Source organism: Clostridium sp. 10cd*, assembly GCF_044336395.1.
Classification (GTDB): Bacteria; Bacillota_I; Bacilli_A; order Erysipelotrichales; family Erysipelotrichaceae; genus Clostridium_AQ; species Clostridium_AQ innocuum.
Map to the genome: position 1 here is coordinate 2,403,220 of NZ_CP172347.1, position 13,894 is coordinate 2,417,113.

14 protein-coding genes and 1 other annotated feature are annotated in these 13,894 nt (G+C 47.7%); all 14 genes read left to right on the forward strand.

All coding sequences use genetic code 11. From position 1 onward, the window contains the following. Positions 1-74: 74 nt before the first annotated feature. The 14 genes from ACG3M1_RS11865 (at position 75) to tyrS (ending at position 13,882) form a co-directional block, all read left to right on the forward strand. A complete protein-coding gene (locus tag ACG3M1_RS11865; RefSeq protein ID WP_009269159.1) occupies positions 75-917 on the forward strand; it encodes a hypothetical protein in 843 nt (280 codons plus the stop codon). Positions 918-926: 9 nt separating this feature from the next. After that, positions 927-2,030, forward strand: coding sequence for a radical SAM family heme chaperone HemW (gene hemW / locus ACG3M1_RS11870; protein WP_009269158.1), 1,104 nt, complete (start codon positions 927-929; stop codon positions 2,028-2,030). Then, positions 2,027-3,055, forward strand: a complete 1,029-nt coding sequence (locus ACG3M1_RS11875) for a DNA glycosylase AlkZ-like family protein (protein ID WP_008817304.1) — start codon at positions 2,027-2,029, stop codon at positions 3,053-3,055. Before hemW ends, ACG3M1_RS11875 begins: the two co-directional genes overlap by 4 nt. Before the next feature lie 122 nt (positions 3,056-3,177). Then, on the forward strand, positions 3,178-3,444 hold the full coding sequence (gene rpsO, locus ACG3M1_RS11880; RefSeq protein WP_002608951.1) for a 30S ribosomal protein S15: 267 nt from the start codon (positions 3,178-3,180) through the stop codon (positions 3,442-3,444). Between the two features lie 88 nt (positions 3,445-3,532). Then, positions 3,533-5,710: a polyribonucleotide nucleotidyltransferase gene (gene pnp / locus ACG3M1_RS11885; RefSeq protein WP_008817303.1), complete on the forward strand. Its 2,178-nt coding sequence runs from the start codon at positions 3,533-3,535 to the stop codon at positions 5,708-5,710. Positions 5,711-5,904: 194 nt separating this feature from the next. After that, the gene (gene pepV / locus ACG3M1_RS11890; RefSeq protein ID WP_009269157.1) at positions 5,905-7,296 is read left to right on the forward strand and encodes a dipeptidase PepV; all 1,392 of its coding nucleotides are present in this window, start codon (positions 5,905-5,907) and stop codon (positions 7,294-7,296) included. Between the two features lie 18 nt (positions 7,297-7,314). Next, on the forward strand, positions 7,315-7,986 hold the full coding sequence (gene trmB / locus ACG3M1_RS11895) for a tRNA (guanosine(46)-N7)-methyltransferase TrmB (protein ID WP_395814195.1): 672 nt from the start codon (positions 7,315-7,317) through the stop codon (positions 7,984-7,986). A 28-nt stretch (positions 7,987-8,014) separates the two neighbouring features. Beyond that, complete coding sequence (locus tag ACG3M1_RS11900) at positions 8,015-8,344, forward strand: thioredoxin family protein (protein ID WP_002608955.1); 330 nt, start codon at positions 8,015-8,017, stop codon at positions 8,342-8,344. A 17-nt stretch (positions 8,345-8,361) separates the two neighbouring features. Then, the gene (locus ACG3M1_RS11905) at positions 8,362-9,075 is read left to right on the forward strand and encodes a hypothetical protein (protein WP_008817301.1); all 714 of its coding nucleotides are present in this window, start codon (positions 8,362-8,364) and stop codon (positions 9,073-9,075) included. A 14-nt stretch (positions 9,076-9,089) separates the two neighbouring features. Further along, the gene (murC, locus tag ACG3M1_RS11910; RefSeq protein ID WP_002608957.1) at positions 9,090-10,394 is read left to right on the forward strand and encodes a UDP-N-acetylmuramate--L-alanine ligase; all 1,305 of its coding nucleotides are present in this window, start codon (positions 9,090-9,092) and stop codon (positions 10,392-10,394) included. A gap of 50 nt (positions 10,395-10,444) precedes the next feature. Next, positions 10,445-10,822 carry a hypothetical protein gene (locus ACG3M1_RS11915; RefSeq protein WP_008817300.1) on the forward strand — a complete coding sequence of 126 codons (378 nt, stop codon included), beginning with the start codon at positions 10,445-10,447 and terminating at the stop codon, positions 10,820-10,822. Positions 10,823-10,824: 2 nt separating this feature from the next. Beyond that, on the forward strand, positions 10,825-11,376 hold the full coding sequence (locus tag ACG3M1_RS11920) for a hypothetical protein (RefSeq protein ID WP_008817299.1): 552 nt from the start codon (positions 10,825-10,827) through the stop codon (positions 11,374-11,376). 6 nt (positions 11,377-11,382) lie between these two features. Beyond that, positions 11,383-12,378 carry a LacI family DNA-binding transcriptional regulator gene (locus ACG3M1_RS11925; protein ID WP_002608960.1) on the forward strand — a complete coding sequence of 332 codons (996 nt, stop codon included), beginning with the start codon at positions 11,383-11,385 and terminating at the stop codon, positions 12,376-12,378. A 36-nt stretch (positions 12,379-12,414) separates the two neighbouring features. Beyond that, positions 12,415-12,610: a binding site (T-box leader), on the forward strand. A 39-nt stretch (positions 12,611-12,649) separates the two neighbouring features. Next, positions 12,650-13,882, forward strand: a complete 1,233-nt coding sequence (tyrS, locus tag ACG3M1_RS11930) for a tyrosine--tRNA ligase (protein ID WP_002608961.1) — start codon at positions 12,650-12,652, stop codon at positions 13,880-13,882. Positions 13,883-13,894: the final 12 nt, after the last annotated feature.

Here is a 13,894-nt window from a genome sequence, read left to right on the forward strand (position 1 = left end):
CTGTTTTTTTCTTCTTTTGTCGATTGCTACCAGCTGGTTGAAAATCCATGCTACACTGGTGGCGAGGTGAACATATGTTTGAAGAAACCAGGAAGTATACCGAGGAGGTCTATGTCAGCAAAGAGGAGCTGGCACAAAGGCTTGATTTAACAGGAGTTGTGCTGGATGCGGTATGGAAGCAGGTGGAGGATTACCGTGCACTGCTTCGCCGCAGCTTCTGCTTTGATGATCTGCATGCGGATATCGTTATGACAAGAGCCCTGTGTGCGAAGCTGCAGCAGACAACAGAGCTGCTGTATCGCTGTCCATTGCAGCGCCCCTTTTCTGCGACTGTTCAAAAAAGCATCCTGCTTGCAGGAAATTATCCGCATTGGCTGTATAAGGCAGGCGAGCTGTTGGCGCTTACACCGCTGCCGCATGGACTTGTGACATTTCTGGAGCAGGAGGAGGAGCCGCTGTTGCTGCGTATCTTTTTTCTATCCATGTTTACAGGAGAGAGCGCCTATCTGGACTGCCTGCTGGTACATGAGCGCTGTCATGCACCGTTTGCTTTAGCGATGGAGGAACAGCCAAACAGAAAAGCTGCAGGAGATCTGAGTGTACGCTTTCTGGCTTTTCTGGATGATATCCGCTTGCAAATCTCACGATCCATGCTATCATTAACGGAAATGGATGTCACCGCCTGTCAGACGATGCAGCTACAGGAGCTGCTGGAGCAGTATCCGATGCTCAGTGTACAGCAGCTGATGTTCTATGTCGATCATCGACAGCCATACCGCTATTACACCATACGGCAGTTTATGGAATATGCCGGCGTGTGTAATGAAACAGCGCGCTGTGCCATGGAGCTTCTGGTGAAGCAGCACTGCTATCAGCGGCGGAAAATCGGTAAAAAATACGTATATTATACGGTTTAGGAGGTTTGTATGAAAGCTGTTTATGTCCATGTGCCCTTTTGCAGAGATATCTGCGCCTATTGTGATTTTACCCGGTGCCGCTATCATGCGGGCCTTGCGGACCAGTGGCTGATTGCTGTGGAGCGGGAGCTGCAGGAAAAGCTTGCGCAGGTTTCGGTAGAAACAGTGTATATCGGAGGTGGAACCCCGAGTGCATTAAACAGCAGACAGCTGGAGCAGCTGCTGAAGCTGCTCGCCCCATATACGACACAGGTACAGGAATATACGGTGGAAGCGAATGTGGAATCACTGGATGAAGATAAAATGAAGCTGCTGAAGCGGTATGGGGTCAACCGTATTTCACTGGGCGTGCAATCTCTGCAGCCCGTCCTTCTGTCCATCATCGGGCGAAGGCATACAAGAGAAGAGGTGGTGGAGCGGATTCGGCAGCTGCACCAGTATGGTATTCATAATATATCCATTGATCTCATATATGGTCTTCCACAGCAGACGATGGAGATGTGGCAGGACGATTTGCAGGACATCGTACAGCATTTTCAGATATCTCATATTTCGCTGTATGCCCTTACCATCGAGGAGCATTCTCAGTTCGGGCGTGACGGTGTAGAGAATATCGATGCGGATGTGGAAACGGATATGTATCTGTATGCAGTGTCCTATCTGAAAAAGCATGGCTTTATACAATATGAAATCAGCAATTTCGCAAAGCCGAACGCAGCATCCCTGCACAATCAGATGTACTGGAACTATGAGGATTTCTGTGGAATCGGATGCGGTGCCAGCGGAAAGAGCGGACATATCCGCTATGATAACACCCGCAATCTGCATACCTATCTGCAAAAGGGCAGCTGTCCGGATATCATTGAGCTGAGCAGACAGGATGAAATGTTTGAGATGCTGATGATGGCGCTAAGGATGAAGAAGGGGATGAGCCTCTCTCTGTTTCGGGAACGCTTTGCGGCTGATTTTGAAACAATCTATTCTGCACCGCTTCAAAAGAATATCGCAAATGGCATGCTGCAAGTGAAGGACGATCATGTTCGTACAACGGAAGAGGGCATGCTGCTGCTCCATGATGTACTTGTTGATTTTTTATCGGAGGAAACGTTATGAAGGAAGCGGAACGCAAACGAAAAATACTCTATCATCAGCATCTGACCTCACGCTGTGATGCACAAACAGCTGCACGGGATGTATTGGCGCTGCAGGCGCAGTTTCTGCGGCATGCACAAATGTCACTGCGCCTCAGAACAAGGGATGATTCATGGAAGCAATGGGTCAAGCAGAGTGTGAAAACACGCGCCTTTCGCGGAACGCTGCATCTGCTGGATGCGGAAGACCGCCTGCTGATCACCTCGGCTCTGTGGAAGGATTATGAGCATCGCAAGTACTATATGGCCCGCTATTATACACCGCAGGAGGAACAGCTTTTCTGCAATGCGATCCTTGATCTGCTGCAGCAGGGCATCTGCGGACGCCGTGAAATTTATACAAGGCTGGTTGCGATGGGGCTGGATGAAAAGCTGTGTGAGCTGGCCTGCTCCAGCTGGGACGGCCTGTTTGCTGTCCTGAATATTCAGGGAAAGGTGATGTTTCAGCATGCGGCATCACGGGAATTTGCCTATGCTCCGATATCACTGCGAAGCGATCTGGATGCCTGCCGCAAAGAGCTTGTATACCGGTATCTGAAGGGCTATGGTCCGGTAACGCTGCGGGATGCCTGTTATTTCTTCGGCTGGAAAAAGAAAGAGCTGGAGGCTGTATTGCAAAAGATCCATAATGTACAGATGAGTGATTGCAGTGGATCTGCCGTGTATGAGCTTCCTGAGGAAATCGACGCCTATCCCCGTATCCCCACCGCCGTGTTTCTCAGTGGCTTTGATCCGCTGATGCTGGGCTATGAAAAGCATGAAAACCCGTTTTTGCCGCAGCGCCATCTGCGCAGGGTGTTCAATCTGCAGGGAATCGTATATCCCTGCTTCCTGTATAAGGGAAATGTTGCAGGACGCTGGAAGCTGGAAAAGGAAACCCTGCAGCTACAGTCGTTTGAGGACTTTGATGCTCTGCAGAGGCAGCAGGTTGAAAAAGCAGCAAAACGACTGCTTCAGCCTGCACGAATCATATGGGCGGATTTCTAAAAAATGCTTGCATCCAAGCAGTAACTGTGCTATGATAGCAAAGGTTTTATACTTGGTCTACGCGCAATATTCCTCAGCGGTTCACTCAGTATGGAACGAATAAGAAAACAGGAGGAAAGAACATGTTATTAAAAAGCGAAAAACAGGCGATTATGAAAGAGTATGCACGTTTCGAAGGAGACACAGGCTCTCCGGAGGTACAGGTAGCTGTATTGACTTACAGAATCAACCAGCTGACGGAGCACTTCAAGGAGCACAAGCACGATTACCACTCTCAGCGTGGTCTGATGAAGATGGTTGGTCGTCGTAGAAACCTGCTGGCATACCTGAAGAATAAAGATCTGAACCGTTACAAGGAACTGATTTCTCGTTTAGGACTGCGGAAGTAGTAAAAAAGCTCGAAAAGAGCTTTTTTTCTTTTATTGGCTTTTAAAATATGATATCATGGTAAAGATAAGAAAAATAGAGGTGAAGAACGTGGCGAAACAGGTATTTCGTTTAGATTTCTGTGGGCGTGGGCTCACAGTGGAAACTGGTGAAGTGGCAAAACAGGCAGGTGGAGCTGTCCTGGTCAGATATGATGACACCGTTGTATTATCAACAGCTACAGCCAGCAAGCAGGCGAAGGAAGGCATTGATTTCTTTCCGCTGACCGTTTTATTTGAAGAAAAGCTGTATTCAGTTGGTAAGATTCCCGGTGGATTTTTACGCAGAGAGGGAAGACCGAGCGAGCATGCGACGCTGACGGCCCGTATGATTGACCGTCCGATCCGTCCGTTGTTTGCGGACGGCTTCCGCAATGAGGTACAGGTTGTGAATACGGTATTATCCGTAGATCAGGACTGTACACCGGAAATGACCGCAATGTTTGGGGCATCCCTGGCACTGTGCGTTTCCGACATCCCGTTCAACGGTCCGATTGCCGGTGTAATGGTAGGACGCGTGGATGGCGAATACATCATCAACCCGACTCCGGAGCAGCTGGAGAAGAGTGATATCAACCTGACGGTTGCCGGTACAAAGTATGCCGTAAATATGGTAGAGTCCGGTGCGAAGGAAGTTAGCGAGGAAGCAATGCTGGGTGCTATCATGTTCGGTCATGAGCACATTAAGCAGCTGGTTGCCTTCCAGGAGGAAATCGCAGCAGCCGTTGGAAAAGAAAAGATGGAGGTTAAGCTGTATACCGTGGACGAGGACATCGACCGCGAGGTACGTGCACAGTTTGAACAGGCAATCCGTGATGCGGTATCCATCGAAAAGAAGCTGGAACGCTATGGCAAAATTGACGAGCTGACAGAGGAAGCTGTCGCTGTTTTTGATGCTAAGGAATATGAAAACGAAGCCGCAAAGGCAAAGGTGCTCAAGCAGGTAAAACAGATCTGCCACAGTATTGAGGCAGACGAGGTGCGCCGCTTGATCATTGAAGATAAAGTGCGTCCGGACGGTCGTAAGGTTGATGAAATCCGTCCGCTGGATTCCCAGGTTGACATCCTGCCAAGAGCACACGGCAGTGCGCTGTTTACCCGTGGGGAAACACAGGTGTTAAGCGTTACGACGCTGGGACCGATGAATGACAATCAGATCATTGATGATTTAACGGAAGTGGAAACAAAACGCTTCATGCATCACTATAACTTCCCGCCGTATTCCGTAGGGGAAACAGGACGTATGGGAAGCCCCGGCCGTCGTGAGATCGGTCATGGTGCACTGGGTGAGCGTGCACTGTCCCAGGTACTGCCGAGTGTTGAGGATTTCCCTTACACAATCCGTACGGTTGCCGAGGTAACCGAATCCAACGGTTCCTCCTCTCAGGCATCCATCTGTGCCGGAACCATGTCTTTGATGGCAGCCGGTGTTCCAATCAAGGCGCCGGTGGCTGGTATTGCCATGGGTCTGATCATGGATGAGGAAAATGGAAAGTATACCGTACTGACGGATATTCAGGGTATGGAGGATCACTTCGGTGATATGGACTTTAAGGTTGCCGGTACAAGCAAGGGTATCACGGCACTGCAGATGGATATCAAGGTGACAGGAATCACCAGAGAAGTATTTGAAGAAGCTCTGGCGCAGGCGAAGGTTGCCCGTGCGCAGATTCTGGAAAATATGATGGCAGCCATCAGCGAACCGAGAGAAGATGTCGGAACCTATGCTCCGAAGATCGAGCAGTTCTATATCGACCCGGAAAAGATTCGTGAGGTTATCGGGCCAAACGGCAAGATGATCAACAAGATCATTGAGGCGAGCGATGATGTTAAAATCGATATTGAGGACGACGGACATGTGGTCATTTACCATATGGATCGTGCGGCAATCAATCATGCAGCGGATATGATCCGTGACATCGTACGGGAAGCCAAGGTCGGCGATATTTATGAGGGCAAGGTTGTCCGTATTGAAAAATTCGGTGCCTTTGTTAATCTGTTCCCGGGGACGGATGGACTGCTGCACATTTCCAAAATCAATCATGAGCGTGTCAACAAGGTGGAGGATGTATTAAACATCGGGGATACCGTTCGTGTCAAGGTTACGGAAATCGATGACCGCGGCCGTGTGAATGTCAGCGCCAAGGCACTGCTTCCTAGACCAAGAACGGAAAAGAAGGAAGAGGATGCGAAGCCTGCAGCTGCTGCGGAGGATAACAAAGAAGCATAAAATCATTACGGAGGCAATCCAGACGGACTGCCTCTTTTCTTTTAAAATCACGAACGGTTTTTTCATACCTTGACCTTTTTAAACTGTTGGAATTTTTCTGGATTGCGGCGCTCGAAACTTTTATGAAAATTTATGAAAATAATCATAGGTATTCACATTCCTTTGTGGTAGAATATATGCATGAGGTGAATCGAATGAACTGGTTAACGGAATTGGAAACGTACAAGGATGCGTTTATCCAAGACCTGAGAGGTCTGATTGCCATTCCTTCTGTGCGGGATGACAAAACAAAGACAGCCAATGCACCGTTTGGGGCAGGCTGTAGAAAAGCACTGGATTATATGCTGGAACTTGGGAAAAGAGAAGGCTTTCAGATAAAGGATTACGACGGCTATGCCGGTATGATTGCATATGGGGAAGGGGAAGAAAGCGTCGGTGTGCTGGTGCATTTGGACATTGTGCCGATCGGTGAAGGCTGGAGCAGAGATCCCTTTGGCGGTGACATCGTGAACGGCTACATGTTCGGACGCGGAACACTGGATGATAAAGGCCCTGCCATGGCTGGCTTTTATGCGCTTAAAATGCTGAAGGATAAGGGAATCAAGCTGAACCGCAAGGTCATGCTGATTCTGGGCTGTGATGAAGAAAGCGGCATGGAGTGCATGAATTACTATACAAAGCATGGTGAGCTTCCTACCCTGGGCTTTACACCGGATGCGGATTTCCCGGTTATCTATGGAGAAAAGGGCGGCTTGCATGTGGAACTGAGCGGAACGTGTGATACCGTAATTACAAGTATGCATGCGGGAGAGCGCAGCAATATCGTAATCGGACAGGCAAGTGCCCAGGTTAGGGACTGGAAGGAAGAATATCTGGATGCCTTTCTGTACTATTTACGGGCCTTTGATTTAAAAGGAAGCGTGGAAACTCTGGACAATGAGAGTGCTGTTCTGCATATGGAAGGGGTCTTTGCACATGCGGCTATGCCATACAACGGCGTAAATGCGGCATTGCATCTGTTAAACTTCATTGGCTGTACCTATGGTGATAAATTTGCACACGATACCTATACCATGCTGAAGGACTGGCAGGGAAAACCGCTGGGCATCGATATAGATGGTGCCTACATGGGCTTTTTGACCATGAATACCGGTATTGTAAACATTGAACATAACGAGGCAAGCATTGTCATTGACATCCGCTATCCAAACGATGCAGATCCAAAGCGCATCATGAAGGGCTTTACCGATACGGCGAAGAAGCTTGATTACGCACTGGATGTAACGCTGAAGAAAAACACGAAGCCGCTGTTTGTGGATCCGGATTCAAAGCTGGTCCAGACCTTGAGCAGTGTCTATCGGGATTACACCCATGATACCTTTACGCCGAATATGACAATCGGCGGTGGAACATATGCAAAGAAATTTGATAATTTTGTAGCATTTGGTCCAGAATTACCAAATAGGGAGCAGCCAAAGGATATGTTTATCGGCGGCTGCCACCAGAAGGATGAGGCAATACGGGTGGAAGATTTGTTAAGAGCGGTTGCCATCTATACCGCTGCCGTAGAGCAGCTTGCGAAATAATATGAGGAGTAAACGAATATGAGAATGCGAAAACTGCCCTGGGCCCAGGATTTTCTGAAAGAGCAGGAGGTTGTGGTTCCCGATGCGTCGGCACTTGCCGGAGCCTGGAAGCAGACCCTGAAGCGAGCAGAGCTGCATGTGGAAATCGGAACCGGCAAGGGGGATTACTGGGTGCAGATGGCACAGAAGTATCCGGATATTGCATGGGTCGGCATTGAAAAAAACATCAATGTGGCTGCCCTGGCTGTACGCAAGTATACCCAGCTGGAACAGCAGCCGGACAACATGCTGTTTATTCAGGGAGATGCCGAGGTGATCGACACCTGGTTTGCACAGGGAGAGGTCGATGTGATCCATTTGAATTTTTCCGATCCCTGGCCGAAAAAGCGCGCCCATAAAAAGCGCTTGTCCAATCATGCCTTCATTGCGCGCTATGCACACATTCTGAAGCCGGATGGCGAAATTCAGATGAAAACGGACAACAGTGCTCTGTTTGAATATTCGCTCATGGAATTTCAGGAGGAGGGCTGGCGGCTGAAGGAAGTCAGCGTTGACTATCGCCGCGAGGAGCATGCAGAGGATGTCATAACGGAATACGAACGGCGTTTTCTGGAAAAGGGACAACCGATCTATCGGGCGGTTTTTGTGAAGAACGGCAAGGAAAAGGATGCACCTTTCCCTGAGAAATAGGATAGAATACTAAAAAAGGAGCGATACGATGAAAGAATATATGACTGCAATACATTCCATGGAGGAATTTCAGGAGGCTGCCGCTAAAGGCGGTGTCAGCGTTTTTACATTTTCTGCGAACTGGTGTCCGGACTGCCGCTTTATTGAGCCGTTTATGCCGAAGCTGGTAGAGGCATTCAGCGACTACACGTTTTATTATGTGGACCGCGATGAAAATATCGATATCTGTCAGGCACTGATGGTGATGGGGATTCCAAGCTTTGTTGCCTACAAGGACGGTAAGGAAAGCGGCCGCTTTGTTTCCAAGCTGAGAAAAACTGAAAAAGAGATCAACGACTTTCTGGCTGCCCAGAAATAGCGAAAGGACGATGATGTATGTCAGTATTTAAAAAACTTGCAGGCCTTCTGTTTGAAGAAGCGGATGCCGAGGTTCTGGCAGAGGATGAACTGGAACCGATTGAAATCAAGGAAAAGCCAAAGAAAGCAACGGCTTCTCCTGTCGTAGAGGAAGAAAAAACGCATGTGCAGATGGAGTCTTATTTCAATCCGCATGCAGCCGCAGCGAAGGAGCCGAAAAAGGAAGAAAAGAAGTTTGTGACCATTGATCTGGAGGAAAAGCCGAAGGAAAAGGAAGCAATCGTTTTGAGTGAGGAGCCGCTGCGTGTGAAGAAGCCTGTGAAGCGCGAGGAGAAAAAGGAGTTTGAGTTTTCTCCAGTCATATCTCCGATTTTCGGTTCCAGTGAAGAGGAAAGCAAGCCGAAAAAGAAAAGTGCAGCCCCACTGCCGCAGCGCTCAAAGAAAAAAAATCCTTTAGGAACCATTATCTCACCATACTACGGTGTCGGCGAGCTGGAGGAATTTGAGGCAAAGGCACAGGAAAAAATCGAAGAAAAAGAAAAGCTGAAAAAGGAAGAGCTTCCACAGCAGGAGGTTGAAAAATACGATCTTGAGGAAGAAATCAACAGCGTTCCGCTTGAGGATATGATCGAGAAAACACCAGGTGAGGACGGCGATGATCTGATGCAGATTTCTCTGTTTGGAGAATCTACACCGATCAGCAGCGTTGATGATGCAAGCGATAAAGAGTAAAAGAGGTGTTTCTTATGCATTATCATTTCATTGGAATTAAAGGGAGCGGGATGGCATCTCTTGCGACGATCGTTGCAGATCGCGGAGATGAGGTCAGCGGTTCCGATATTGAAAAATATATATTTACCCAGCAGCCACTGGAGGAGCGTCATATTCCGATTACGTCATTTTCCGCTGATAATATTCATGAGGGAGATACCGTGATTATCGGAAATGCTTTTAATGAATCCAATCCGGAGGTGAAAAAAGCCCTGGCTATGGATACTGTGAAAACCTACTGGTATCATGAGTTCCTCGGCAGTCTTGCGAAGGAATACACATCGATATCCGTAGCGGGTACACATGGCAAAACGACAACGACCGGCATGCTTTCCCACGTAATGAGTCTGGCGGCGCCAACCGGTTATCTGATTGGTGATGGAACCGGCGAAATGCCGAAGGACAGCCGTTATTTTGTGCTGGAATCCTGTGAGTATCAGCGTCATTTTCTGGCATATAAGCCGGAATATGCCATCATTACCAATATCGAGCTGGATCATGTCGATTATTATAAGGACATGGAGGACTACTGCGACGCATTTGAAGCCTTTGCGAATCAGATTCAAAAGGGTGTCGTGCTCTTCGGAGACGATGCGGCTGTGCGCTCCCTGCATGTGAAAACAGAACATTTATATTACGGCTTAAAGGATCACAACGATGTGCAGGCGGTGCATGTGAAGCAACATGAGGACGGCATGCAGTTTGATGTGCTGTATCGCAAGAAGCTGTTTGCGCATTTTGATCTGCCCTTTGTCGGTAAGCCACTGCTGTGGAACAGTCTGGGCGTTATCGCTATCGGTATCATGGAGGGACTGAGCGGGGAATTGCTGCAGGAGGGTCTGCAAAGCTTTCCCGGTGTAAAACGCAGGTTTACAATTGAAGAAAACGGGGATAATGTATATATCGATGATTATGCACATCACCCCACTGCAGTGAAATATATGATCGAGGCGGCACGCATCAAGTATCCGGGGAAGAAGGTAATTGCCCTGTTCAAGCCGGATCGCTATTCCCGTATCTATTATTTCATGGATCGCTTTGCGGAAGAGCTGAATCAGGCGGATGAAGTGTATCTGTGTCATTTTCCGGAGAATGCCGCAAGAGAAGACGGTATTGATATCACGATTTCGGACCTTGCGGATAAATGTGAGAAGGCGACTGTCATCAATGAGGATGAGGAAGCGGCAAGAATGCTTGCACAGCGCGGTCCGGCCGTATATCTGTTTATGAGCAGCAAGGATATATACAAATTAAAAAATATTGTAAAAACTTTTCAATAGAAGTTGAAAAAACTTACAAATTGTTTTAGAATAAATAAAGAGGTGTTTCTATGGGTTTAGATCAATTATTGGAATTAACAAGCAGTGTCGCCAGCAAGGCATTGCCGATCTGTGGTGTTGTTGTGCTTATTTTCCTCGCTGTTTTTGTAAAGCATCTGATTGTACTGCTGAAAAATGCGAATGATGCCGTTGTGAAAATGTCAAAGACGCTGGAAACGACAAACCGGCAATTAGAAACACTGGACAAGCCGCTGAATACGCTGAATGAGCTGAGTGAAACGGTAGATTGTGTTCATGAGGCGAGCAAGCATGCGGTACGTTCCACTCTGGTAGCTGTCATAGAGAATTTTTCTTCCATCAAGGACTGGGTGTTTGCCGGTATGAAGAAGGAAGACGATCGTGATGAAGAGGATGGAGTGAGTGAATAATCATGGATAACGAACGAGAAAAAGAAGTCGAAGATCTGGAACAGAAGGCGAAGTTCACCATTATCACCATGGAATGTGACGATGATGATGAAAACGGTCGTTCAAAGAAAATTCTGGATGATGCTGCCATACAGCTACAGCGCCTTTTTCAGGAAATGCGTGACTGGCTGCGTGAGCATGCGGATTCCATGGAAGTGAACGAGCGAATGGAACGTTTGAAACTAGAGACACAGAAGCTGCTTGCGTCAACACATGATCGTCTGCAGCGCTTTTCACAGCGGGAGGGTGTACAGGCAGGCAGTAAAAAGGCTGCCGCGGCTGCAGATAAGCTTGCAGGCTATGTACAGGAAGGCATACAGGAGGTTCGTCAGAACGAATATGTACGCCGATCCGTTCATGCTGTAGCGGATACGGTGGATACCATTCGCAATGACGAGCAGGTGAAAAAAGGCGTAAGAAAGCTGAAAAAAGGAACACTGAAAGCGGCGGAGGCTGCATTTCAGGGATTGAAGCGTGTCTTGGACACAGATGAAGACGACAGTCGGAAGGGATAACAGGTTATGAAAAGAATTACGATTTATGATGTAGCAAAGGAAGCCGATGTATCTCTGGCAACAGTATCCCGTGTAATCAACGGTTCAGAGGTCGTGCGTGAGGATACCCGTATCAAGGTACAGGAAGCCATTGAAAAGCTGGGCTACAAGCCGAATGCAATCGCACAGGGACTGGCATTGCAGAAAACCACAACGATTGCGCTGATTGTTCCGGAGGCAAGCTATTTCTATACCGGACAGATCATCAATGGTCTGATCGATGTGGCAAAAATATATAAATACAACATCATGCTGCATACCACAACCGAGGGTATCACGGAAATGAACGATATCATTGAAAATATCATCAAATCCCGTGTGGACGGTGTTGTGATTTTCAATGACAAGCTGAATAAGGAAGAATTGAACCAGCTGACCAGATATCAGGTACCGATCGTTGTCATCGGTAATAAGATGAGTGATGATACCGTGGGAAGCGTCTACGTGGATTATGCGAACCTTGTATATGAATATGCAAGCGGCTGCATTAAGCAGGGCAAGAAAAATATCGCACTGGTGGAGGATCGCAAGAATCCGCAGATGATCAAGCAGCTGCTGGACGGCTTAAACAGAGCATTTGAAGAGCAGGGGATGAAATTTGAAAGCTTTATTCAGATTCCAAAGGAATACCGTTCCTCCTATCTGTTCCTGAAGGAATACATGAAGCAGGGAATCCGCCATGATGTCGTGATTACCTATCGTGATTCCCAGGCGATGGCCGTGATGAATACCGCAAAGGAAGCAGGTATCAGTATTCCGGATGAAATGGAATTGATCTGTATTCTGGACAGCAAATACAATGCAATGGCACGTCCGCAGATTTCCGGATTTAAGATTCCGGATTATGATTTAGGAGCTGTGGCAATGCGTCTGTTGACAAAGATGCTGCACGATGAAAACGAAGTTACCGATAAGGAAATCGAGCTGAGCTACATCTACACACCGAGAAAATCTACAAAATAGGATTGACAATTTTTACAATAACAGATATCCTGAATAAGGAAAGCGTTGATAAGAAAAGAGCTTGGGGACGATCCCTTCAGAGAGCGGCTGGCTGGTGAAAAGCTGCGGGATGCCTTGAGAAATACACCTTGGAGCTGTCTACTGCAAAGGTAGACCGGACTGCCCCGTTATGGCATTGAGTGCTTCTGTAAAGAAGAACTAAGGTGGTACCACGCTATGTTGCGTCCTTGGATGACAGGGACGTTTTTTTATTTCAGAAAGGAAGACGATGATGAAATTATTTGATGAATTGAAATACCGCGGACTGATCAATGATGTGACAAGTCCACAGCTGGAAGAGAAACTGAACAACGGAGGACTGACCTTCTATATCGGAACCGATCCGACCGGTGATTCCCTGCATATCGGACACTACTCCTCTTTGCTGTGTGCAAAACGGTTAAAGGAGCATGGGCACCACCCAATCATGCTGGTTGGAGGCGCAACCGGATTTATCGGTGATCCGAAGGCAAGCGGTGAACGCAATATGCTGACAAAGGAAGTGCTGGAGCACAATTACCAGTGTCTGAGCAAGCAGATTGAAGCGCTGTTCGGCTTTGAAATGGTCAATAATCTGGATTGGACAAAGGATATTTCCGTGATTGATTTCCTGCGGGATTATGGAAAATACTTCAATGTCAACTACATGATCAACAAGGAAACGGTAAAACGCCGTCTGGATGCCGGTATCAGCTATACGGAATTCTCCTACATGATTTTACAGGCACTGGACTTTTTACATCTGTATGAGGATAAGGGGTGTACACTGCAGCTTGGCGGACAGGATCAGTGGGGAAATATCACAAGCGGTCTGGAGCTGATTCGCAAGAAGCATGGTGCGGATGTGGAGTGCTATGGACTGACGATGCCGCTGATTACCAAGGCTGACGGTACGAAATTTGGAAAGAGTGAGTCCGGTACGGTATGGCTGGATAAACATAAAACAAGTGCGTATGAAATGTATCAGTTCCTCGTAAATTCCGAGGATGAAAAGGTAATTGATTACCTGAAGAAGCTGACTTTCCTGAGCAAGGAGGAAATCGACGCACTGGAGGAAAAGGTGAAAACCGAGCCGCATTTCAGAGAGGCACAGAAAACACTGGCGAAAGAGGTCGTTACCTTCCTGCATGGGGAGGAGGAATACAACAAGGCGTTAAAAATCACCAACGCGCTGTTTAAGGGAAATATCAAGGAGCTGGATGCAGGAGAGCTGCAGGATGCTTTGAAGGGCTTTGAAGCCGCGGAAATTGCTGATGAGCTGACTCTGACGGATACACTGGTGCAGGCCGGTATTGCAAGCAGCAAGCGGGAAGCCAGAGAATGGATCAATCAGGGCTCTATTCAGATCAATGGGGATAAGGTGAAGGATGTGGAGTTTATCGTATCCTCTAAAAATGCCATCTCGAAGGGACGTACACTGATCAAAAAGGGAAAACGGAATTATTTTGTGATTTCACAGAAATAGAGCAGAGAAAAG